Origin of the sequence: Pseudomonas lutea (genome assembly GCF_000759445.1) — a bacterium.
GTDB classification, from domain to species: Bacteria; Pseudomonadota; Gammaproteobacteria; order Pseudomonadales; family Pseudomonadaceae; genus Aquipseudomonas; species Aquipseudomonas lutea.
Genome location: NZ_JRMB01000002.1, coordinates 933,899 through 957,219 on the forward strand (window position 1 = coordinate 933,899; position 23,321 = coordinate 957,219).

At 58.5% G+C, this 23,321-nt stretch carries 20 protein-coding genes; 5 read left to right on the forward strand and 15 right to left on the reverse strand.

The window, feature by feature from the left end; all coding sequences use genetic code 11:
- Positions 1–3: 3 nt before the first annotated feature.
- From folP to rlmE, 3 genes are all read right to left on the reverse strand, one after another.
- Positions 4–855 (reverse strand): dihydropteroate synthase, encoded by an 852-nt coding sequence (folP, locus tag LT42_RS16370; RefSeq protein WP_037015128.1) that lies wholly within the window; start codon positions 853–855, stop codon positions 4–6.
- Positions 856–863: 8 nt separating this feature from the next.
- Positions 864–2,774, reverse strand: coding sequence for an ATP-dependent zinc metalloprotease FtsH (ftsH, locus tag LT42_RS16375; protein WP_037015130.1), 1,911 nt, complete (start codon positions 2,772–2,774; stop codon positions 864–866).
- Positions 2,775–2,963: 189 nt separating this feature from the next.
- Positions 2,964–3,614 (reverse strand): 23S rRNA (uridine(2552)-2'-O)-methyltransferase RlmE, encoded by a 651-nt coding sequence (gene rlmE, locus LT42_RS16380; protein ID WP_037015133.1) that lies wholly within the window; start codon positions 3,612–3,614, stop codon positions 2,964–2,966.
- Positions 3,615–3,720: 106 nt separating this feature from the next.
- On the opposite strand from rlmE, the gene LT42_RS16385 reads away from it, so the two are divergent.
- The gene (locus LT42_RS16385; RefSeq protein ID WP_037015135.1) at positions 3,721–4,029 is read left to right on the forward strand and encodes a YhbY family RNA-binding protein; all 309 of its coding nucleotides are present in this window, start codon (positions 3,721–3,723) and stop codon (positions 4,027–4,029) included.
- Between the two features lie 179 nt (positions 4,030–4,208).
- On the opposite strand, the gene greA is transcribed toward LT42_RS16385, so the two are convergent.
- From greA to grpE, 7 genes are all read right to left on the reverse strand, one after another.
- On the reverse strand, positions 4,209–4,685 hold the full coding sequence (gene greA, locus LT42_RS16390; RefSeq protein ID WP_037015137.1) for a transcription elongation factor GreA: 477 nt from the start codon (positions 4,683–4,685) through the stop codon (positions 4,209–4,211).
- Positions 4,682–7,903 carry a carbamoyl-phosphate synthase large subunit gene (gene carB, locus LT42_RS16395; protein WP_037015140.1) on the reverse strand — a complete coding sequence of 1,074 codons (3,222 nt, stop codon included), beginning with the start codon at positions 7,901–7,903 and terminating at the stop codon, positions 4,682–4,684. The genes greA and carB overlap by 4 nt, the downstream gene beginning before the upstream one ends.
- Before the next feature lie 122 nt (positions 7,904–8,025).
- Positions 8,026–9,162, reverse strand: a complete 1,137-nt coding sequence (gene carA / locus LT42_RS16400; RefSeq protein ID WP_037015143.1) for a glutamine-hydrolyzing carbamoyl-phosphate synthase small subunit — start codon at positions 9,160–9,162, stop codon at positions 8,026–8,028.
- Between the two features lie 288 nt (positions 9,163–9,450).
- Positions 9,451–10,254, reverse strand: a complete 804-nt coding sequence (dapB, locus tag LT42_RS16405; RefSeq protein WP_037015146.1) for a 4-hydroxy-tetrahydrodipicolinate reductase — start codon at positions 10,252–10,254, stop codon at positions 9,451–9,453.
- Between the two features lie 10 nt (positions 10,255–10,264).
- Positions 10,265–11,395 (reverse strand): molecular chaperone DnaJ, encoded by a 1,131-nt coding sequence (gene dnaJ / locus LT42_RS16410; protein WP_037015149.1) that lies wholly within the window; start codon positions 11,393–11,395, stop codon positions 10,265–10,267.
- A gap of 325 nt (positions 11,396–11,720) precedes the next feature.
- Positions 11,721–13,640 carry a molecular chaperone DnaK gene (dnaK, locus tag LT42_RS16415; protein ID WP_037015152.1) on the reverse strand — a complete coding sequence of 640 codons (1,920 nt, stop codon included), beginning with the start codon at positions 13,638–13,640 and terminating at the stop codon, positions 11,721–11,723.
- 101 nt (positions 13,641–13,741) lie between these two features.
- Positions 13,742–14,308 (reverse strand): nucleotide exchange factor GrpE, encoded by a 567-nt coding sequence (gene grpE, locus LT42_RS16420; RefSeq protein ID WP_037015155.1) that lies wholly within the window; start codon positions 14,306–14,308, stop codon positions 13,742–13,744.
- 277 nt (positions 14,309–14,585) lie between these two features.
- On the opposite strand from grpE, the gene recN reads away from it, so the two are divergent.
- Entirely contained in the window at positions 14,586–16,259 is a 1,674-nt protein-coding gene (gene recN, locus LT42_RS16425) for a DNA repair protein RecN (protein ID WP_037015158.1), read from the forward strand.
- Between the two features lie 49 nt (positions 16,260–16,308).
- Here recN and fur read toward each other — a convergent pair whose 3' ends face one another.
- Positions 16,309–16,716: a ferric iron uptake transcriptional regulator gene (gene fur, locus LT42_RS16430; protein ID WP_037015160.1), complete on the reverse strand. Its 408-nt coding sequence runs from the start codon at positions 16,714–16,716 to the stop codon at positions 16,309–16,311.
- A 98-nt stretch (positions 16,717–16,814) separates the two neighbouring features.
- Between fur and LT42_RS16435 the strand changes: the two genes are divergently transcribed.
- Entirely contained in the window at positions 16,815–17,339 is a 525-nt protein-coding gene (locus LT42_RS16435) for an outer membrane protein assembly factor BamE (RefSeq protein WP_037015162.1), read from the forward strand.
- 87 nt (positions 17,340–17,426) lie between these two features.
- Here the strand turns inward: LT42_RS16435 and LT42_RS16440 are convergent, their stop codons facing one another.
- The 3 genes from LT42_RS16440 to LT42_RS16450 are packed head-to-tail and all read right to left on the reverse strand — an operon-like array spanning position 17,427 to position 19,585.
- Positions 17,427–17,747, reverse strand: a complete 321-nt coding sequence (locus LT42_RS16440; RefSeq protein ID WP_037015165.1) for an RnfH family protein — start codon at positions 17,745–17,747, stop codon at positions 17,427–17,429.
- Positions 17,740–18,174, reverse strand: coding sequence for a type II toxin-antitoxin system RatA family toxin (locus LT42_RS16445; RefSeq protein WP_037015170.1), 435 nt, complete (start codon positions 18,172–18,174; stop codon positions 17,740–17,742). The genes LT42_RS16440 and LT42_RS16445 overlap by 8 nt, the downstream gene beginning before the upstream one ends.
- A gap of 7 nt (positions 18,175–18,181) precedes the next feature.
- The gene (locus LT42_RS16450; protein WP_037017408.1) at positions 18,182–19,585 is read right to left on the reverse strand and encodes a sodium-dependent transporter; all 1,404 of its coding nucleotides are present in this window, start codon (positions 19,583–19,585) and stop codon (positions 18,182–18,184) included.
- A 128-nt stretch (positions 19,586–19,713) separates the two neighbouring features.
- On the opposite strand from LT42_RS16450, the gene smpB reads away from it, so the two are divergent.
- Positions 19,714–20,196, forward strand: a complete 483-nt coding sequence (gene smpB / locus LT42_RS16455) for an SsrA-binding protein SmpB (protein WP_037015173.1) — start codon at positions 19,714–19,716, stop codon at positions 20,194–20,196.
- Between the two features lie 201 nt (positions 20,197–20,397).
- Here smpB and LT42_RS16460 read toward each other — a convergent pair whose 3' ends face one another.
- A complete protein-coding gene (locus LT42_RS16460; RefSeq protein ID WP_037015175.1) occupies positions 20,398–21,165 on the reverse strand; it encodes a GntR family transcriptional regulator in 768 nt (255 codons plus the stop codon).
- 417 nt (positions 21,166–21,582) lie between these two features.
- Here LT42_RS16460 and LT42_RS16465 point away from each other — a divergent pair, with 417 nt between their 5' ends.
- The gene (locus LT42_RS16465; protein WP_037015177.1) at positions 21,583–23,280 is read left to right on the forward strand and encodes a lactate permease LctP family transporter; all 1,698 of its coding nucleotides are present in this window, start codon (positions 21,583–21,585) and stop codon (positions 23,278–23,280) included.
- The last annotated feature ends 41 nt before the right edge of the window (positions 23,281–23,321 follow it).

A 23,321-nucleotide genomic window follows, 5' to 3' on the forward strand; every position in this document is an offset into this window, starting at 1 on the left:
TTCTTATTTTGCTGATTCAACAGCAGCAATCATACGCACAACATCTACCGTCTCCGGGACGTCATGCACACGCAGAATTTTCGCGCCTTTGACCATAGCGAGCGCCGCCAGCGCCAATGCACCGTGCAGCCTTTGGTCAACCGGCTTGTCGAGCACCTTGCCGATCATGCTCTTGCGCGAGACGCCGACCAGCAGCGGCCTCCCCAACGCATGCAACGACTCCAGGTGCTTGAAGAGGCTCAGGTTATGCTCAAGGTTCTTGGCAAAGCCAAATCCCGGATCGAGGATGATTTTTTCAACAGGAATGCCTGCTGCAATGCACGCCTCCATGCGCCCACGCAAGAACCCGCTCACCTCACCCACCAAGTCACTGTAACAGGGATCGTTTTGCATATCGGTAGGCTCGCCACGCATATGCATGAGGCAAACCGGCAAGCCCGTTGCAACAGCAGCGTCCAGCGCACCGTCCCGGCGTAACGAACGCACATCGTTGATGAGCCCGGCACCCAGCCGGGCAGTCTCGCGAATGACGGCCGGCGTGGAAGTGTCGACGGAAATAATGACATCCAGCTCGGCGTTGATCGCTTCCACGATGGGCGCAACCCGCTCCAGCTCTTCGACTGAAGACACTGAGCGCGCCCCTGGACGCGTGGACTCGCCACCGACATCGATCAGCGTGGCACCTGCCAGCATCATCGATTCTGCATGACGCAAGGCAAGGTCGCGCTGTGCAAAGCGGCCGCCATCCGAGAAGGAGTCTGGAGTGATGTTGAGAATGCCCATCACGTGCGTGCGGGACAAATCAAGAACCCGGTTGCCGCAAGACAACCGGGTTGGGTGTAGCGCAGAAATCATGTCAGGCCTTAGTGTTCAGCGGCAGGGCCACCAATGGGCGATTCCGGACGCGGACCCACTGGCGCGATGGGTGTCCCTGAATCTCCGGAACCACCTTCCCAGTCGCGAGGTTCACGAGGCGTACGCCCTGCCATGATGTCGTCGATCTGCTCGGCGTCGATTGTCTCGTACTTCATCAACGCGTCAGCCATAGCGTCCAGCTTCTCACGGTTGTCAGTGAGGATCTGCCGGGCGGTGCCGTAGCACTGATCAATGATGCTGCGAACTTCGGAGTCGATCAAACGCGCGGTGTCACCTGAAAGGCTGGCATTCTGCCCGCCACCGCCACGACCCAGGTAGCCGCCCTCTTCTTCATCCGAGTACATCAACGGACCGAGTTTTTCGGACAACCCCCACTTGGTAACCATATTCCGGGCGATCTGACTGGCACGCATGATGTCGTTGGAAGCACCCGTAGTGACGCCATCAAAGCCCAGAGTCATTTCTTCCGCGATGCGCCCGCCATACAGCGAGCAGATCTGGCTGATCAGTGCACGTTTCGACAAGCTGTAGCGGTCTTCTTCCGGCAGGAACATGGTCACGCCGAGAGCACGGCCACGTGGAATGATCGAAACCTTGTAGACCGGATCATGCTCAGGGACCACACGCCCCACTATAGCGTGACCTGCCTCGTGATAGGCCGTGTTGCGTTTCTCTTTATCCGACATCACCATCGATTTGCGCTCGGCGCCCATCATGATTTTGTCTTTGGCGAGCTCGAACTCTTTCATCTCGACAATACGCTTACCCGTCCGAGCCGCGAACAGCGACGCCTCGTTCACCAGGTTAGCCAGGTCAGCGCCCGAGAAACCAGGCGTCCCGCGCGCGATCACGCCCGGCTGGACATCATCGCCCATTGGCACTTTGCGCATGTGTACTTTAAGGATTTGTTCACGACCGCGAATGTCGGGCAAGCCCACAACAACCTGGCGGTCGAAGCGACCAGGCCGCAGCAGAGCAGGGTCAAGAACGTCTGGGCGGTTGGTCGCGGCGATGACGATAATACCGTCATTCATCTCGAAGCCGTCCATCTCTACCAGCAGCTGGTTAAGAGTCTGCTCACGCTCGTCATGACCGCCGCCCATGCCGGCACCGCGATGGCGACCTACTGCGTCAATCTCGTCGATGAAGATAATGCAGGGCGCGTGCTTCTTGGCTTGTTCAAACATGTCACGGACTCGGCTTGCACCGACACCCACGAACATCTCAACGAAATCGGACCCGGAGATCGTGAAGAACGGCACCTTGGCCTCACCGGCGATGGCTTTGGCCAGCAGCGTTTTACCGGTACCAGGCGGGCCGACCATGAGCACACCGCGCGGGATGCGACCACCCAGTCGCTGGAACTTGCCCGGGTCGCGCAGAAACTCAACCAGCTCGCCCACTTCTTCTTTGGCTTCGTCGCAACCGGCGACGTCGGCCAGCGTAGTCTTGACCTGATCTTCGGATAAAAGCCGCGCCTTGCTCTTGCCGAAGCTCATCGGGCCGCCTTTGCCGCCCGCTCCGCCTTGCATCTGGCGCATGAAGAACATGAACACGGCAATAATCACGAGGATCGGGAAGCTGGCGACCAGAAGCTGAGTCCAGATGCTCTGCTGTTCTGGCTGCTTGCCTTCGATCACCACGTTGTTATCAACCAGATCACCAATCAGGCCGTTATCCTGGATGGCAGGTCGGATGGTCTTGAAGGAGTCGCCATCGCTGCGCTTGCCAGTGATGACATAGCCGTCAACGGCAACCTTCTCTACCTTGCCGTCCTTCACCTGCTGGATGAATTCGGAATAGTTGAGGGTCTGTGGCTCGTTAGGACTGGAGAAGTTGTTCATCACGGTCACAAGGACTGCTGCGATGATCAACCACAGGATCAAATTCTTTGCCATATCGTTCAATTAGCTACCCTCTGAAGCAAGCTCCACGCTGGAGCGTGCCTCGCATGATATTCACCGGCCTAACTTACTACAGATCCTACAGGCGTGGCAGGCGGCGTCTGTAACCCTTTGTGAAACTTTGACTACACGATGTTGGTTACGCTCCCTTGATAAAGCCATTTGAAAAAAGCTATCGCTTATTCAAAGGCGCTCATCGCTTGCCGATCCTTCAATGCCACGAAAACCGCGACCCAACAGATACTGCTCTCTCGAACGGTCCCGCGATGACAACGGCTTGCGCATCTGCACCTTGTCAAACAGCTTGCGGATGTCTTTGTGGTATACGTCAAAACCCTCACCCTGAAAGACCTTGATGAGGAAATCACCACCTGGACGTAAGACGCGACCTGCCAGATCCAGCGCCAGCTCACAGAGGAACATGGCGCGCGGCATATCAACAGCGCTCAATCCACTCATATTGGGGGCCATGTCGGAAATCACAAGGTCCACTTGCGTATTACCGACCGCCTCAAGAATCTGGGCGAGCACGGCATCCTCGGTGAAATCACCCTGAATGAAGGTCACATCAGGGATGCTGTCCATCTCAAGGATGTCTGAAGCGATCAGTCGGCCCTGCCCACCAATCAGACGACTGGTCACTTGGGACCACCCACCCGGCGCAGCGCCGAGGTCGATGACGGTCATACCCGGGCGAATGATCTTGTCCTTCTCCTGGATCTCAAGCAGCTTGTAGCTGGCACGGGAACGGTAGCCGTCCTTCTGCGCCATTTTGACGTACTTGTCGTCGAAGTGTTCTTTAAGCCAGTTATGGCTGGTTTTGGAACGTGCCACGGAGCACCTCAAAAAATTAGGACGACTCGCGATTAACCGGGCGATCCCGGACTCGCTCGGGTAAACTGGCCGCCGCTTTTTACAGATCAGACGCAGAGGTCAGATTATGCCGCTCACTCAAGAGCAGAAGAAACAATACAAATCCATTGGCCACCATCTGAAACCGGTGTTGATCGTGGCGGACAATGGTCTGACTGAAGGTGTGCTGGCCGAACTGGAGCGCGCGCTGGGTGATCACGAGCTAATCAAGATCAAGCTCAACATCCTTGATCGCGAAAGCCGCCTCGGCGCCATTGCCGAGTTGTGCAAGGCCGGTAAGGCCGATTTGGTACAGATCATCGGCAAAATGGCGCTGATCTACCGCAAGAATCCGAAGGTCAACAAGCAGCTTTCGAACGTACACCGCTTCAATTGACCCTATCGGGTCCGGCCACGCTACTGGGTAACGCGCCTTTGGGTACCGACCTGTTCGACCCGGCTCTCATCGACATGGATGAGTCGTAACCCATACCAACAGCGTGTTGCCGGGGAGGCTCAATCAACGAGCCTCCCTGGCGGGCTGATTCAGCACCCACACCAGGCGGGTGCTGCTTGTCACACGTGGCGCACTTCCACGATCTCGTACTCGATGACGCCGCTTGGCGTTTTGACAGCCACCACGTCGCCTTCTTCTTTGCCAATCAACGCTCGGGCCAACGGCGAACCGACCGATATCTTCCCCAGTTTGAAGTCAGCTTCGTCCTCACCCACGATGTGATAGGTGACGCGGTCATCTGTCTCCACGTTGGCGATTTCGACGGTCGTGCCAAAAATCACTTTGCCCGTGTGAGGGATCGTGGTGACGTCGATAATCACCTGGTTCTGAATTCGCCCCTCGATATCACGAATACGCGCCTCGACCATGCCCTGCTGTTCGCGGGCTGCATGGTATTCGGCGTTTTCCTTGAGATCGCCCAGCTCGCGTGCAGTCCCGATGTCCTGGCTAAGCTTGGGACGCACGACTTTGGTCAGGTGTGCGTGTTCTTCTTCCAGGGCGCGAGCGCCCTGAACTGTCATTGGATACTTGATCATGCTTTAAGTCCTGCGTGTAGATCCTGCAAGCGGCGTACGGTCTTTTCCGGACCGAATTTCAGCGCTTCACAGATAGCCTCGCCCGCAGCAATGGTGGTGGTGCAGTAAATCTTGTGCTGCAAGGCGTTACGGCGGATGGAATAAGAATCCGCGATCGATTGGCGACCTTCGGTAGTGTTGATGATCAAGGTGACCTCGTCATTCTTGATCATGTCGACCACGTGCGGACGCCCTTCGGTCACCTTGTTGACGCGACGGACCTTCAGGCCCGCTTCTTCAATCAAACGTGCAGTTCCAGCCGTGGCAACGATTTCGAAGCCGAGCTCGATCAGACTGCGGGCGACACCGGCCACGAGCGGCTTGTCGTCATCACGCACGCTGATGAAGGCAGTGCCGCCTGTAGGCAACACTTCGCTGGCGCCCATCTGGGCCTTGGCGAACGCTTCGCCGAAGGTGTCACCCACACCCATCACTTCGCCGGTCGACTTCATTTCCGGGCCAAGGATCGGGTCAACGCCCGGGAACTTGGCGAACGGGAATACCGCCTCTTTAACGCTGTAGAAATTCGGAATGATTTCTTTGGTGAAGCCCAGCTCTTTCAGAGTTTTGCCTGCCATGACGCGGGCGGCAATCATCGCCAGCGAGACACCGATGCACTTCGACACGAACGGCACCGTACGCGATGCGCGCGGGTTGACCTCGATGACGTAGATGTCCTCGCCCTGCAAGGCCAACTGGACGTTCATCAAACCGACAACGCCGAGCTCCAGGGCCATCTTCTTGACCTGGTCACGCATCTCGTCCTGGATATGAGCCGGCAGCGAATACGGCGGCAGCGAGCACGCCGAGTCACCTGAGTGAACGCCTGCCTGTTCGATGTGCTGCATGATTGCGCCAATGACCACATCGGTGCCATCGCAGACGGCATCAACGTCCATTTCGATTGCGCAGTTCAGGAAGTGGTCCAGCAGCACCGGGCTGTCGTTGGACACTTGAACCGCTTCACGCAGATAACGCTTGAGCTCGTCTTCTTCGTAGACGATTTCCATCGCACGACCGCCCAGCACGTAAGACGGACGGACCACCAACGGGTAGCCGATCTTCGCCGCTGCACGAATGGCCTCGTCTTCGCTGCGCACGGTAGCGTTAGGCGGTTGACGCAGATTCAACCGCTCGACCATCTGCTGGAAGCGCTCACGGTCTTCTGCACGGTCAATGGCGTCCGGGCTGGTGCCGATGATTGGCACGCCTGCGGCTTCCAGAGCGCGGGCCAGTTTCAATGGGGTCTGGCCGCCGTACTGGACGATCACGCCTTTCGGCTTCTCGACGCGCACGATTTCAAGCACATCTTCCAGTGTCACTGGCTCGAAGTAGAGACGGTCAGAGGTGTCGTAGTCGGTCGAAACGGTTTCCGGGTTGCAGTTGACCATGATGGTCTCGTACCCGTCTTCACGTAGCGCCAGCGCAGCGTGAACGCAGCAGTAGTCGAACTCGATGCCTTGGCCAATACGGTTCGGACCGCCGCCCAAAATCATGATTTTGTCGCGGGTCGACGGGTTGGCTTCGCACTCTTCCTCGTACGTGGAGTACATGTACGCGGTATCGGTGGAGAACTCGGCGGCGCAAGTGTCGACACGCTTGTAAACCGGCAGCACGTCCAGCTTGTGGCGGTGAGTGCGCAGGTTTTTCTCGGTCACACCCAGCAGCTTGGCCAGGCGTGCATCGGAGAAGCCTTTGCGCTTGAGGCGATACATGAGATCGCGATCAATGGCCGACAGCCCTAGAGTTTTGACCTTTTCCTCATCCTTGATCAGATCTTCGATCTGCACCAGGAACCAGGGATCGATCATGTTCATGCCGAAAATCTGCTCGACCGTCATGCCGGCGCGGAACGCATCGGCGACGTACCAAATGCGCTCGGCACCCGGAACGGTAAGCTCGCGCTTGAGAATGCTCATGCTTTCCGGATTGCTCAGGTCCAGCTTCGGATCGAGGCCGCTGACACCCACTTCCAGGCCGCGCAAGGCTTTCTGCAGGGACTCCTGGAACGTGCGGCCGATCGCCATGACTTCGCCGACCGACTTCATCTGAGTGGTCAGGCGAGCGTCGGCCTTGGCGAATTTTTCGAAGGCGAAGCGCGGCAGCTTGGTGACAACGTAATCGATGGATGGCTCGAACGAAGCCGGGGTCTTGCCGCCGGTGATGTCGTTCTGCAACTCATCAAGCGTGTACCCGACAGCGAGCTTGGCCGCGACTTTGGCAATCGGGAAACCCGTTGCTTTGGAGGCCAGCGCCGACGAACGCGAAACCCTCGGGTTCATCTCGATGACAACCATACGCCCGGTGTCCGGGCAGATACCGAACTGAACATTCGAGCCGCCGGTTTCAACCCCGATCTCACGCAGAACCGCCAGGGAGGCGTTGCGCAGGATCTGATATTCCTTGTCGGTCAGGGTCTGGGCCGGCGCGACAGTGATGGAGTCGCCGGTGTGAACGCCCATCGGGTCGAAGTTTTCGATGGAACAGACGATGATGCAGTTGTCCTTTTTGTCGCGGACAACTTCCATTTCGTATTCTTTCCAGCCGATCAGCGATTCGTCGATCAGCAGCTCTTTGGTCGGTGAAAGATCCAGACCGCGCGCGCAGATTTCCTCAAACTCTTCACGGTTATAGGCGATACCGCCACCGGTGCCGCCCATGGTGAAAGACGGACGGATGATGCATGGAAAGCCCAGCTTTTCGAGGACCGCATTGGCCTCTTCCATGCTGTGCGCAATACCGGAGCGAGGGCACGCCAGGCCGATGGACTTCATCGCCTTGTCGAAACGGGAGCGGTCCTCGGCCTTGTCGATGGTGTCGGCATTGGCGCCGATCATCTCAACGCCGAATTTCTCCAGGATGCCTTCGCGCTCAAGGTCCAGTGCGCAGTTCAGCGCAGTCTGACCGCCCATGGTAGGCAGCAGCGCATCCGGGCGTTCCTTCTCGATGATCTTGGCAACGGTGGCCCATTTGATCGGCTCGATGTACGTCGCGTCCGCCATGGCCGGGTCGGTCATGATGGTGGCCGGATTGGAGTTGACCAGAATGACGCGGTAACCCTCTTCGCGCAGTGCCTTGCAGGCCTGGGCGCCGGAGTAGTCGAATTCACAAGCCTGGCCGATTACGATCGGGCCAGCGCCAAGAATCAGGATGCTTTTAATGTCTGTACGTTTTGGCATGGGTTGTCACTCGAATCCTGTGTCAGTCGGCAAGCCGTCTTGAACATCTCAGGTGCCGGGCGGGGTGTCGGATCTGGTCCAGTCCGCCGCGGTCACCTGCTCGCTACAGTCGCAAGGCAGCGTTAGCGGCGCTTGTCCATGGCTGTGATAAAGCGATCAAACAGCGGGGCGACGTCAGTCGGGCCCGGGCTCGCCTCGGGGTGGCCCTGGAAGCTGAAGGCGTCCTTGTCGGTACGCTCGATGCCTTGCAGGCTGCCGTCAAAAAGCGACTTGTGAATGGCGCGCAGGTTGCTCGGCAACGTCGCTTCGTCCACTGCAAAACCGTGGTTCTGGCTGGTAATCATGACGACGCCCGAGTCCAGGTCCTGAACAGGGTGGTTAGCGCCATGGTGGCCCAGATCCATCTTGATGGTCTGTGCGCCGGACGCGAGTGCCAGCAACTGGTGACCCAGGCAAATACCGAACACCGGGGTATCGGTCTCCAGCACATCCTTGATCGCCTGAATGGCATAGTCGCAAGGCTCCGGATCACCAGGGCCGTTGGAGAGGAAGATGCCATCGGGCTTGAGCGCAAGCACTTCACTGGCCGGGGTTTGCGCGGGGACGACTGTCACTCGGCAACCGCGCTCGACGAGCATGCGCAGGATGTTCAGCTTGACGCCGTAGTCCCAGGCGACGACATGGTATTTCAGGTCTGCTGCGGCAATTTCAGGGCAGCTGTCGGACTGCAGGTTCCAGACCGTGTTGCGCCATTCGTAGGTCTTCTTGGTGCTGACCTCTTTGGCGAGGTCCATGCCCTTCAGGCCTGGAAAACCTCGCGCCGCCGCGATGGCGGCTTCTTCGGAGATGTTGTCGCCCGCCATGATGCAACCGTTCTGAGCGCCCTTCTCGCGAAGAATGCGGGTCAGGCGGCGGGTGTCGATGCCGGCGATCGCAACGGTGTTGTTGGCTTTCAGATAATCAGCCAGAGGCATCTTGTTACGCCAGTTGCTCGCCACCAGTGGCAGGTCGCGGATCACCAGGCCCGCCGACCAGACACGGTCGGACTCGGCATCCTCCGGCGTCGTGCCGGTATTGCCGATGTGCGGGTAAGTCAGGGTGACGATTTGCTGGGCATAGGAAGGATCGGTAAGAATTTCCTGATAGCCGGTCATTGCGGTGTTGAACACCACTTCGCCAACGGTTTGACCGTCGGCACCAATGGCTTCGCCGCGAAAAATGCTGCCATCAGCAAGGGCGAGTATGGCTGGCTTAGTCAAGAAGACCTCCCGTAATAAAGCCTGAAAGGGCGATCGCAGGTTGTAAAAAAGCGGAATGACGTATAGACACGTCACCCCGCTTTTTTCATAGAATTATCTGCGCGCTTTTAGTGGACACACTAAAGCTGTAGCTTACAGAAAGAGGCTTTTTTTATCTACCGCTAAAATGCCCGGAGGGCGGAGACTGCGACGGTCCGTCGCGTAGCGGTGTGCAACTGCGGGCAGGATACAGGTAAACCCTCTGACCTGCCCGCATTGCTGACGGATACTTTCAGACCGCAGAACGGCTCAACGCAGATCAAGCACATCCTGCATGTCATACAGCCCCGGCGCCTTGCCATCAAGCCACAAAGCGGCACGTACCGCGCCCTTGGCAAAGGTCATTCGGCTTGACGCCTTGTGGGTGATTTCCACGCGCTCGCCATCAGCGGCGAACAAGACGGTGTGATCACCCACCACATCGCCAGCGCGCACGGTAGCGAAGCCGATGGTCTTGCGGTCGCGCGCGCCGGTCTGGCCCTCGCGACCATAGACGGCCACTTCGTTCAAATCCCGGCCCAGCGCCTGGGCAACCACTTCACCCATGCGAATCGCAGTGCCCGAAGGCGCATCGACTTTGTGCCGGTGATGAGCTTCCATGATTTCAATATCGACGTCATCACCCAGCACGCGAGCCGCCGTATCGAGCAGCTTCAGGCACAGGTTCACACCGACGCTGAAGTTTGCCGCGAACACAATCGGGATGTCCTTTCCTGCCTCGGCAAGACGCTGCTTCTCTTCGACACTGAAACCGGTGGTGCCGATGATCATTGCCTTCCCCGCCTTGCGGCAGAACGCGAGATTTTTCAGCGTCACGGAGGGGTGAGTGAAGTCGATAAGCACATCGAACTCATCGGCGACTTTCGCCAGATCACCCGAGAGTGGCACGCCGATACGGCCCAGCGCAGCCAACTCGCCCGCATCGGCACCGACCAGCGAACTGTCAGGACGGTCCACCGCAGCGGTCAGGCCGGCTCCCGCCGTCGCCTGCACCGCCTCGATCAATGTCTTGCCCATGCGCCCGGCGGCGCCCATCACAGCAATACGTCGCATGCCCTGCTCCTTAGAGGTCGCCGAAGAAACGCTTCACACCTTCAAACCAACCGCTGGCTTTCGGCGAATGAGAGCTGTCGCCTTCAAGCGATGCCCGGAACTCTTCCAGCAGCTCGCGCTGACGTCGGCCAAGGTTCACTGGTGTCTCCACCGCGACGCGGCACATCAGGTCGCCCGCACCACCGCCACGGACAGGGGCAACACCCTTGCCGCGCAAGCGGAACTGCTTCCCGGTTTGCGTGCCTTCCGGGATCTTCAACTTGACGCGACCGTCCAGCGTGGGCACTTCCAGTTCACCGCCCAATGCAGCGTCGGTGAAACTGATCGGGACTTCGCAATACAGGTGCTTGCCGTCACGCTGGAAGATTGCGTGCTCACGCACATTGATCACGACATACAGATCACCCGTCGGCCCGCCCTGAGTCCCGGCTTCGCCTTCGCCCGAGAGACGAATGCGATCGCCGGTGTCCACGCCTGGCGGTACCTTGACCGACAACGTTTTGGACTCTTCGACACGGCCTTCGCCATGGCAGGAATCGCAAGGGTCAGAGATGATCTTGCCGTTGCCGTGGCAACGCGGGCAGGTTTGCTGGACCGAGAAAAAGCCCTGCTGCATGCGTACCTGACCTATACCGCCACAGGTTGGGCAGGTGACAGGCGAAGAACCCTTCTTGGCGCCGCTACCGTCGCACGGTTTGCAGTTAACCAACGTGGGCACACGGATGCTGACGGTAGTGCCGCGCACGGCCTCTTCAAGATTGAGCTCAAGGGTGTAACGAAGATCGCTGCCACGCTGAGCGCCACCACGACCGCCGCCGCCAGCACGACCACCGCCGAAGAAGTCACTGAAAACATCACCGAAGATGTCGGAGAAATTCGCGCCACCGCCGCCGAAACCGCCGCCGCCCATGCCCTGGTCCACACCGGCATGACCGTACTGGTCATACGCCGCGCGTTTGCTGGCATCGGAAAGCACTTCGTACGCTTCGTTGGCTTCTTTGAAGGCCTCTTCCGATGCCTTGTCACCCGGGTTGCGGTCAGGGTGGTATTTCATGGCGAGGCGACGGTAAGCCTTCTTGAGGTCTGCCTCGCTGGAGCCGCGCTCGACACCCAGTACTTCGTAATAATCACGCTTAGACATAAATTTTCTGCACTCTTGAGGACGTCCGACATGACCCTCCTGAGTCTGCCGAACTCGTTGAGCCCCTTTCAGGCCCGGACCCAACTCACGTCAATTCAACGATCCTGGTCTTGGTTCGACGGCCTTGGATCGACCGAACAAAAGCGGCTGAACAAGCCGGACTGCAGGAGCATCCGGCTTTGCCACAAAGCCCGCGATACAGCGTCGCGTGCTTGAAAAATTTTGGGTATTCCAGACACGCCAACGCGGGAGCAAGCTCCCGCGCGGCGACATCCTACCAGCGACCACAACGAAGCGGTCAACCGGCGATCAAGTGAGCCTGCGCTTACTTGTGGTCTTTGACTTCTTCGAACTCGGCGTCGACAACGTCATCAGCCGGCTTGCTTTCTTCCTGCGCGGCTTGAGCGCCACCTTCAGGCTTTTCGGCTTGCTCGGCATACATCTTCTGAGCAACCGGAGCCGACACTTTCGACAGCTCTTCAACCCTGGCGTCGATGGCAGCCTTGTCGTCACCCTTCACAGCGGCTTCCAGTGCAACCACTGCAGCTTCGATGGCGGTCTTCTCTTCTGCGGTGACCTTGTCGCCAGCATCGTTGACCATTTTGCGAGTCGAGTGAACCAGCGCGTCGCCCTGGTTGCGAGCGGATGCCAGCTCTTCGAACTTACGGTCTTCGTCCGAGTTGGCTTCAGCGTCACGGATCATCTGCTGGATTTCTTCATCCGACAGACCGGAGTTGGCCTTGATCACGATCGACTGAGTTTTGCCAGTCGCCTTGTCCTTCGCGCCGACGTGCAGAATGCCGTTGGCGTCGATGTCGAAGGTCACTTCGATCTGAGGCACGCCACGTGGTGCTGGCGGAATCTCGGCCAGGTCGAACTTGCCCAGCGACTTGTTCTGAGTGGCTTGCTTACGCTCGCCCTGCAACACGTGAATGGTCACGGCGCTCTGGTTGTCATCGGCCGTCGAGAACACCTGCGACTTCTTGGTAGGAATCGTGGTGTTTTTCTCGATCAGCGCAGTCATCACGCCGCCCATGGTTTCGATACCCAGGGTCAGCGGGCTGACGTCCAGCAACAGAACGTCTTTGACGTCGCCAGCCAGCACCGCGCCCTGGATAGCTGCACCCATGGCAACGGCTTCGTCAGGGTTGACGTCCTTGCGCGCTTCCTTGCCGAAGAACTCGGTGACCTTCTGCTGCACCAGCGGCATACGGGTCTGACCGCCCACGAGGATGACGTCGTTGATAGCGCCGATGTCGATACCGGAGTCTTTCAACGCGATTCGGCAAGGCTCGATGGTGCGCTGAACCAGGTCTTCAACCAGCGATTCCAGCTTGGCGCGGGAGATCTTGACGTTCAGGTGCTTCGGACCGGTGGCGTCTGCAGTGATGTACGGCAGATTCACGTCGGTCGAATTGCTGGACGACAGTTCGATCTTGGCTTTCTCGGCAGCTTCTTTCAGACGCTGCATGGCTAGGGGATCGCCCTTGAGGTTCATGCCGGATTCTTTCTTGAACTCGTCAACGAGGTAGTCGATCAGACGGTTGTCGAAGTCTTCACCACCCAGGAAGGTGTCGCCGTTGGTGGCCAACACTTCAAACTGGTGCTCGCCGTCAACTTCGGCGATTTCGATAACCGAAACGTCGAACGTACCGCCACCCAAGTCATAAACGATGACGGTGTGGTCGCCCTTGGCTTTGTCCATACCGTAAGCCAGCGCTGCTGCGGTTGGCTCGTTGATGATGCGCTTGACGTCCAGACCCGCAATACGGCCTGCGTCTTTGGTGGCCTGACGCTGGCTGTCGTTGAAGTATGCAGGGACGGTGATGACCGCCTCAGTGACAGATTCGCCGAGGTAGTCTTCAGCGGTCTTCTTCATCTTCTTCAGGATTTCAGCGGAAATCTGAGGAGCAGACATTTTCTTGCCGTTGACTTCTACCCACGCGTCGCCATTGTCAGCCTTGGCGATTTTGTACGGGACCATCTTGATGTCTTTCTGAACGACTTCTTCGTCGAACTTGCGGCCGATCAGACGCTTCACCGCGTACAGGGTGTTGTGCGGGTTAGTGACAGCCTGACGCTTGGCCGACTGACCGACGAGGATCTCGCCGTCGTTGGCGTAAGCGATGATCGACGGGGTGGTACGAGCGCCTTCGGCGTTCTCGATGACCTTTGCAACGCCGTTTTCCAGAACCGAGACGCAGGAGTTGGTAGTCCCCAGGTCGATACCGATAATCTTGCCCATGCTTGAATCTCCTGAAACTGAATTTGGTTGCCGCAACTGCGTTTACAAATTGCGGTAATTCTTAAACGCTTGGCCTGTAAATGGGGGCCGCTCGGCTAATTTCAAGCCTGCTCGTCAATTGACGGCGAAACAGGCGATGGCGCCTTGCTGACCACAACCATGGCCGGGCGAAGCAAACGGCCATTGAGCTGATAACCCTTCTGGAACACCTTGAGCACGCTGTTGGGCTCGACGTCAGCGCTTTCCTGCATCGCCATCGCCTGATGGTGCTCGGCGTTGAACGGCTGGCCGTGCGGATCAATGGCTTCCAGGTTGTAGCGCTTGAGGGTGTCGTAAAACATTTTCAGCGTGAGTTCGATACCTTCACGCATCGGCCGGATGCTCTCGTCATCCGGGTTGGACAAATCCAGACCGCGCTCAAGGCTGTCGACAATCGGCAGCAAGTCACTGGCAAACTTTTCCAGCGCAAACTTGTGCGCTTTTTCGACGTCTTGCTCGGCACGCCGGCGGACGTTCTGCAGATCCGCAGCCACGCGCAGCGACTGGTCTTGCGCGGCGGCCAGCTGTTCTTCAAGCACTTGCACGCGGGTTGCCAGGTCTTCATGGGAAGTCGCAGCGTCGCCAGCCTGATCCTGAGCCTGCGTATCCGGGTTCTGTTCGTCAGCCATAAATTCTCTCCTTCTAATTACATCCGTGAGCTCAACTCACGCCTCTGCCCGGCTATATGGGGCCGTAATTTTCCGGTTCAAGGGCTTTGCGTGATGGTAACGCCGAATAACCCTACAAATTTTCCGACATGATTTGAGCCCGGTGGCAGGCTGGCGGAATGCGGGGGAGATGCTAAAAATGGGTCGTGACCATCCAAATCGAGCTAAGCCGGGGCATTGTCAGCCGAAACTAAAACACTGTATAAATAACCAGACAACTTGTTTGGGAGCCGCTCTGATGCTGGTCCACCTGTCCATACACAATTACGCCATCGTTGAACATCTCGACCTCGAACTTGATCGCGGCATGAGCGTGATCACCGGGGAAACCGGGGCCGGCAAGTCGATCATGCTCGACGCGCTTGGCCTGACGCTGGGTGATCGCGCCGACAGCGGCGTGGTAAGGCCAGGTGCCGACAAGGCCGATATTCTAGCGACGTTCGACGTGTCGGATATCCCGGAAGCGAGCGCATGGCTCAAAGAGCGAGACCTCGAAACCGACGGCCCCTGCATTCTGCGCCGCGTCATCACCACCGAGGGCCGTTCGCGCTCCTACATCAATGGCACACCCTGTCCCCAAGGCGACCTGAAGGCGCTGGGTGAGCTGGTTATTGATATCCACAGCCAGCATGAACATCAGTCGTTGCTCAAGACCGACACCCATCGGCGTTTGCTTGATGAGTACGCAGGCGCGACCGAACTCGCCCGTCAGGTTCAACTCGCCTCCCAGCGCTGGCGTCAGACGCGCCAGGAGCTGGAGCGCCTGTCCAACTCCGGGGACGAACAGCGCGCCAAGCATCAACTGCTCAGCTATCAGCTCGAAGAACTGGAAAGCCTGAGCCTCGGTGAAAAAGAGCTTGAGCACCTCGAGCAGGAACACACCACGCTGACCAACGCCGAGAGCTTGCTGGGTATCTGCCGGCAAGTGGTTGAGTTGTGCAGCGAAAGCGACTCCGGCAATGCCTTGAACGCGCTGACTGCCAGTCTCAACCGGCTTAGCAGCGTGAATAACACCCCTGATGCCCTGAACGAAGCCACGAACCTGCTTTCAAGCGCGCAAATTCAGGTGGAAGAAGCGGTGGGCGAAATCAATCGCTTCCTTGATCGCTTCGAAGCGGACCCGGCGCGCCTGCAACAGATTGAAGAGCGTCTCGACACGATCTACACCCTGGCGCGCAAGCATCGCGTGCAGCCAACCGAGGTTGCGGCTCTGCACCAGAAACTGCTCGACGAGATCGAAACCCTCAATGCGAACGACGAGGCGATCGAGCGACTGCAACATGAGGTCGGCTCGTACGCCCGGCATTATCAAGAGAAGGCGCGCGAGCTCAGCGATTTGCGTCACCGTGCCGCGCCAGAGCTGGCGCACAAGGTCGAGTATGAAATTCAGCGCCTGGGCATGCCCGGCGGTCGCTTCAACATCGCCCTGCGGGAAAACGTCGACAAAGAGCTTTCACCCAATGGCCTGGAGCAGGTGGAGCTGCTGGTGAGCGCAAACCCCGGCCAACCGCTCAAAGCGCTGGCGAAAGTTGCATCGGGCGGCGAGCTGTCGCGTATCAGCCTGGCCATTCAGGTCATCACGGCGCAGACATCGCGGGTACCCACGCTGGTATTTGACGAAGTGGACGTCGGCATCGGTGGTCCGACAGCGGAAATCGTCGGCCAGTTGCTTCGCCGACTGGGCGAGCGCGGGCAAGTGATGACTGTCACGCACCTGCCCCAGGTCGCGGCGCAGGGACATCAACATTTGTTCGTGCACAAGGTTCGTGAGGCAGACGCCACACGGACGGCGGTGTCCAAGCTCAGTAAAAATGAGCGTGTGGAGGAAGTGGCGCGCATGCTGGGCGGCATTGACCTGACGAAGGAGTCACTGGCTCACGCCAGGAAGATGGTCGTCACGTCCAAGTCTTGAAACGAGAAAGGCGACCCTAAGGTCGCCTTTCGCGTACATCACAAAAGGTTTAGACCTTTTGCTTGCGTACGTAGAGCACCAGATTGTGATCCACCAGCTCAAAGCCGTGCTTGCTCACAATGGCTTTTTGCAGCTTCTCGATCTCTTCGTCGAAGAACTCGATAACCTCACCGGACTCCACGTTAACCATATGGTCGTGGTGGCCTCCGTCAGCCAGTTCGAATACCGCATGGCCGCCATCGAAGTTGTGGCGAACCACCAACCCGGCTGCTTCGAACTGGGTCAAAACCCGGTAAACCGTTGCCAGACCGACGTCTTCATTGGCCTCCATCAGCGCCTTGTAGACGTCCTCCGCGCTCATGTGGCGCTGCTCTGCAGAATCGAGCATTTGAAGGATCTTGACCCGCGGCAGGGTCACTTTAAGTCCGGCTTTGCGTAGTTCGCTATTTTCAACCATGGTCAGCTTTCTCGCAGACGCTGCTTCGCAGCTTCTCTTAATGCAGGTATGATCGGGGTTTACGTTGTCCCAGCCAAGATAGTGGAAGTCGCCCACCGATGCAAAACACCAAGCTCTTGCTAACCAGTTTCACCTTCGTGGGACTGCTCGCACTCGCCGGTTGTTCATTCCCCGGGGTTTATAAAATCGACATCCAACAGGGCAATGTCGTCACGCAGGACATGATAGACCAGTTGCGCCCGGGAATGACCCGTCGGCAAGTAAGGTTTATCATGGGCAACCCCTTGTTGACCGACACTTTTCACCCTGAGCGCTGGGACTACCTGTACAGCCTGCAGCCAGGAGGCGGCGAACGTCAGCAAGAACGCGTCAGCCTGATCTTCAACGGCAATGACCAGTTGGCCAGCCTTTCCGGCGACTTCAAGCCGGGCGTCAGCCGCGACGAGGCCATCCTCGGCAAGGGCAGCGATACTACTGTCACCCCGGAAAACCAGGGGACAGAGCCGCCAAAGGAAGAGCCGCCGAAGCCTGGGTCCTTGCTGGAACAAATCCAGAACGACGTCGACAAGGTCGAAACAGTGCCGGTCCCTTCGCAGGAACCGATCGACACGAACTCACGCTGATCCAGCATTTTTTGCTGAAATCACTTGTATAAAAAAGCCCGGAATCTCCGGGCTTTTTTACGTCTGTCAATCGAGTCGATGCAAAGTTTAAATCGAGCCACTGGCCTTTTTCAGCGCAGCGGCCTTGAGCGCACGCAGCCGTCGGACCTCTTTTGGGTCTGCCAGCAGTGGCCGGTAGATCTCGACTCTGTCGCCGGCTTCCAGCTTTCGGATTTCCGGAGAGCTGACAAGTTGGCCAAAAACGCCTAGCGGGCACTGGGCTGGATTCAGTTCGGGAAACCTCTCAGCCATCCCTGAAAGAATGGCGGCAGCCCTAACTGTGGTGCCGAGAGGCACCTCCAGCTCAAGCAACTCCTGGCGGTCGGGAGTGGCATAGACCACTTCGACGCGTATCGACGTCTCAGCCATGCAGCTCTTTCGCGCGCTGACAGAACGCATCGACCAAGGTGTTGGCGGCTTGGTTGAACAGCGGGCCCAATGTGGCACGAACAATCGGGCCAGCGTAATCGAACGAGAGGTCCAGGCTGATCTTGCAGGCTTTTTCGTTCAGCGCCTTGAACGTCCAGACGCCATGCAACTGGCTGAAGGGCCCCTCTTCGAGGTTCATCTCGATGACCTGTCCAGGTGTGAGCGTGTTGCGTGTCACAAAGTGCTGGCTCAAGCCACCTTTCGCCACCTCAACGCGCGCACGCATCGAGGTGTCACTCTGCTCAAGCACGCTGGCGCCGGAGCACCACGGCAGGAATTCCGAATAGCGACTCACGTCGTTGACCAAGTCGTACAGCGCCTGAGCGGGATACGGCAAAAGGGCGGAACGTTGAATATGCGTAGTCATGTCAGCGTCATTTCCAAAGCTGAGCGGCAAAGACAATCAGGATGCCGATCGGCGCCACATAGCGCATCAAAAAGAACGTTAAAGCGAACAGGACCGGGCTGCGTACCGACAACTCGTCGCGCACTGCGCCGCGTCCCATCACCCAACCTGCGAATACCACAAAGCACAATCCACCCAGCGGCAGCATGATCCGCGAGGTGAAGAAATCAATCACGCCAAAGAAGTCCAGCCCCGACGTCGCTCCCCACTGATAGAGGTGAAACCCCGCGCCTTCGTTCACGAAAAATTTGGCCTGCTTCCAGATATTGAACGAGAAAACCGTCCCCAATCCGAAGAACCAGCAGATGAACGATAGCCAGAAAGTCACCCAGCCGCGGCGCACTTTTGTGCGTTCAACCAGGTACGCAACCATCGGCTCAAGCAAAGAAATGGCCGAGCTCCAGGCGGCAACCGCGACGAGGATAAAAAACACCACGCCCATGACGGTACCAAAGGCGACGTTACCAAATGCATAGGGCAAGGTGACGAACATCAGGCCTGGTCCCTCGCTCGGGTTCAGCCCTGCGGCGAACACAATCGGGAACAAGGCCATGCCCGCCAGCAGCGAAACGAACGTGTCGAGCAACGCCACACCCACCACCGTTGCACTGATGGAGGCTTCCTTGGTCATGTAAGCGCCGTAGATCATGATCGAGCCCACACCGACACTCAGTGAGAAGAAGGCGTGCCCCATCGCCGGCAGCAGGCCATCAAGAATCTTCTCGGGCGTGAAGTCGAACATGAAATGCAGGCCTTCCATGAAGTGCCCGGTTGTCAGGCTGTAGCCCAGCAGAATCACCATCAGCACGAACAGCAATGGCATCAGGATCCGCAAGCTGCGCTCAAGCCCGGCGTTGACACCCTTGGCGATGGTGATCGCCGACAACAGCATGAACAGCGTATGCCAGCCGACCAGGCGCCACGGATCGGAAATCATCTCACCGAAATAGGCACCGACGCCGTCAGGCGACACGCCTTTGAAATCGCCCTTCCCTACATTGATGATGTACTCCAGCGACCAGCCACCGACCACGCTATAAAAAGAGAGGATCAGCAGCGCAGTGACCATGCCGGCGAACGCGCCCCATGACCACTTTGAAGAGTGCCCCGCCTCCAGCGCCAGTGTGCGCAGCGCGTTGGCCGGGCTCTGCCGTGAACGGCGGCCGATCAGCGTTTCGGCAATCATCACCGGAATACCGATCAGGGCGATGCACGCCAGAAACACCAGCACGAACGCACCGCCGCCGTAGACGCCAACCATGTAGGGGAATTTCCATATGCTCCCCAATCCCACGGCAGAACCGGTGGCAGCCAGTATAAACACCCAGCGACTGGCCCAACTGCCGTGTACAGAAACCTTGTCCGTCGACATCGTTGACACGTCCAACACGCAAAAAAGATCGCGCATTGTCCGGGATTCACTCCCCCCGCTCAAGCGCGCAACTTCTCCGGTGTGAGCCCGTAGCGCAGACGCAGGTTGATCCCTATAATGCGTCGCCTATGGCTAAGCTCAAGAAACATCCCACAGGGACCATCGCGCAAAATAAAAAGGCGCGTCACGATTACTTCATCGAACACAAGTTCGAGGCCGGTCTGGTCCTGGCTGGCTGGGAAGTAAAAAGCCTGCGTGCCAACAAGGTGCAGCTGGTAGACAGTTACGTGTTGCTCAAGGACGGTGAGGCCTGGCTGATGGGTAGCCATATCTCGCCGCTGACGACAGCCAGTACCCACGTCATCGCTGACCCGACACGCACCCGCAAATTGCTGCTTAACAAACGCGAGCTGGAAAAGCTGACAACGTCTGTTCAGCAAAAAGGCTATGCCTGCGTGGCCCTTGCCCTGTACTGGAAGCAGCACTTGATCAAGTGCGAAATTGCGCTGGGCAAAGGCAAGAAGGAATACGACAAGCGCGACACCGAGCGCGAGCGCGATTCCAACCGTGAGTTGCAGCGCGCCGTACGCAACAAAGGCAAGGAAGATTGAGTTCTTTCGGTCTCTGATTTGACGCCCCGCCGAGCAATCGCGCCGAGCCTGTTGGTTTTCACGCGATGCATGGGAACCGGCTTGCTGGCGAATGGGGCATTTCGGTAAACATGGTGACGACTGAAGCGGCAGGTTCGCCAGCAAGCCGGCTCCTACAGCTTGGGTAGCCGCGTGCGATTGGTTTCGCAGCTACGCTGACTATTAAATCCGATTACGTCGCTCAGCCCTCGCGGTGCGCTGAACCTGCTGGCGCACTTCCTCCAGCACTTCCTGCACGTACAGCAAATGACGGCTCGAGACCTCCCGAGCATCGTCCGCACGCCCTTCGATGATTGCCAGATACAGCTCACGATGCTGATCGATGAGCATGTCGCGGGTTTCCGTGCGCTGTTTGTACATGCCACCGATGTTGGTGACCACGCTGCGTTTCAGTAGATCGAACAGGCCGCGGATGGTGTGCAGCAGCACGGCGTTGTGGCTGGCTTCGGCGATGGCGAGGTGGAAATTGGCATCGGCCGCGCCCTCCTCCGCCCTGCTCACCTCTTCTGCCCGGCTGTAGCAATCCTGCAAGGCGTCGAACGCTTCGCGCAGCCGCAGACGATCCACATCTGTCGCTCTGATGGCTGCGTAATAGGCGCATGACGCTTCCAGCGTGTGGCGAAATTCCAGCAAGTCGCGCTGGGCGTCCGGGCTGCTTTCCAGCAAATGCAGCAAGGGATCGCTGAACGTCGACCCCAGGCTGTCCACCACGTAGTTGCCACCGCCCTGACGGCTGACCAACAGGCCCTTGGCCGTGAGCTTTTGAATGGCTTCGCGCAGCGACGGGCGCGAGACCCCGAACTGCTCTGCCAGCGTTCGCTCAGCCGGCAGTCGACCGCCGGCGCGCAACGTGCCTTCCAGAATCATCCTTTCCAACTGCTCGACGATATCGTCAGACAAGCGGCGCTGGCGCACCTGATCAAAGCCCATAACACCTTCACTCCAGATCCCGCTGCCCCCGATATGGCTCGGCAGGGGGCGCGTATTCTCGCTGATCGCGATCCGACATTCACCCAACAGCGGTAGGAAAAATCGCACCATCAGGCAAAAACCGGGCTGGCTCCGACGAAAGTTCAACCCGCATAAATTGACACACTCTCCGCAAGGCTTCTAACCTAGCGCCAAGACATTGTAAATTGGTATTACCAATTTACAATGCCGGCGATGCGCGGCTTCCGCTGCTATCCGCCGCAGGCAATTCCCGAGAGCGGAATGCTTGAGCTGGTGAGCTGTGCGACTCGTTCGTCAGCACCGACAGGGAGACAGACACGAGGCTGTCACCTGCAGGAGCCGCGCACGTAAGACATGGACACCGGGCCTAACCAAAAATAATTAGGGGCCTCATACATGCAAACCTGGCAACAGCTCTACACACCTCTCGGCAGCCTCGGCCTTTCGGCGCTCGTGGCCGTCATCCCGATCGTGTTCTTCTTCCTGGCGCTGGCCGTCTTCCGTCTCAAGGGTCACCTCGCTGGCGCCATAACGCTGTTGCTGGCCGTATTGATCGCTATCTTCGCGTTTCAGATGCCTGCCGACATGGCCATCGCGTCCGCTGGGTACGGGTTCCTGTACGGCTTGTGGCCTATCGCGTGGATCATCATCGCTGCGGTGTTTCTCTACAAACTCACCGTCAAGAGCGGTCAGTTCGAGATCATCCGCAGCTCGGTCATGTCGATCACCGATGACCAGCGCCTGCAGGTCTTGCTGATCGGTTTCTGCTTCGGCGCCTTTCTTGAGGGCGCGGCGGGCTTTGGTGCGCCGGTCGCGATTACCGCAGCCCTGCTGGTCGGGCTGGGTTTGAACCCGCTGTATGCGGCCGGCCTCTGCCTCATCGCCAACACTGCGCCGGTGGCGTTTGGTGCCCTGGGTATCCCGATCATCGTGGCCGGGCAGGTTTCGGGCCTTGACCCATTCAAGATCGGCGCCATGGCGGGCCGTCAATTGCCGCTGTTGTCAGTCTTCGTGCCGTTCTGGTTGATGTTCATGATGGACGGCGTCAAGGGCGTCAAAGAGACCTGGCCGGCAGCGCTGGTCGCGGGTGGCAGCTTCGCCGTCGTGCAATTTCTGACCTCCAACTTCATCGGTCCGGAGCTGCCTGACATTACCTCGGCGCTGGTTAGCCTTGTGGCCCTGACGTTCTTCTTGAAAGTATGGCAACCCGCGCGCGCAGCCGATGCGCAGGTCGCTGGCACATCCGGCGGCGCAGCTGTCATGGGTGGCAGCACCGGCGGCTTCGGTCAGCCGCGCATTACCAAAAAATCCCCGTACTCGGCAGGCACCATCATCAAAGCGTGGTCGCCCTTCCTGATCCTGACGGTCATCGTCACGATCTGGACGCTGAAGCCGTTCAAGGCGCTGTTTGCCGCAGGCGGGCCGTTGCAGTCGCTGACCATGAACTTCCCGGTGCCACATCTGGATCAACTGGTCATGAAGGCCGCGCCGATTGTGGCCAACCCGACCGCCATGCCGGCGGTGTACAAGTTCGATCTGCTGGCTGCCTCGGGCAGTGCGATTCTGATCTCGGCCATTTTGGCGATGATTGTCCTGCGCATCGCTCCGAAGACCGGCCTGACCACGTTCAAAGAGACCCTGATCGAATTGCGCTGGGCCATCGTGTCCATCGGCATGGTGCTGGCGTTCGCGTTCGTCATGAACTATTCCGGGATGTCCTCGACGCTGGCGCTGGTACTGGCCGGCACCGGCAGTGCCTTCCCGTTCTTCTCGCCATTCCTCGGCTGGCTGGGCGTGTTTCTGACAGGCTCCGACACGTCGTCGAACGCGCTGTTTGGCTCGCTGCAGGCGACCACCGCGCATCAGTTGGGCGTCAGCGACGTGTTGATGGTCGCGGCCAACTCCAGCGGCGGCGTGACCGGCAAGATGATTTCCCCGCAATCCATCGCGGTGGCCTGCGCGGCGACCGGGTTAGTGGGTAAGGAATCCGACCTGTTCCGCTTCACCCTGAAACACAGCATCTTCTTCGCCGCGATCGTCGGCTGCATCACCTATGCACAGGCGTACTGGTTCACCGGCATGCTGGTTCATTAATCAGACGAGCGCCGGGTGTGCCGCTTGGCGCACCCGGCTGG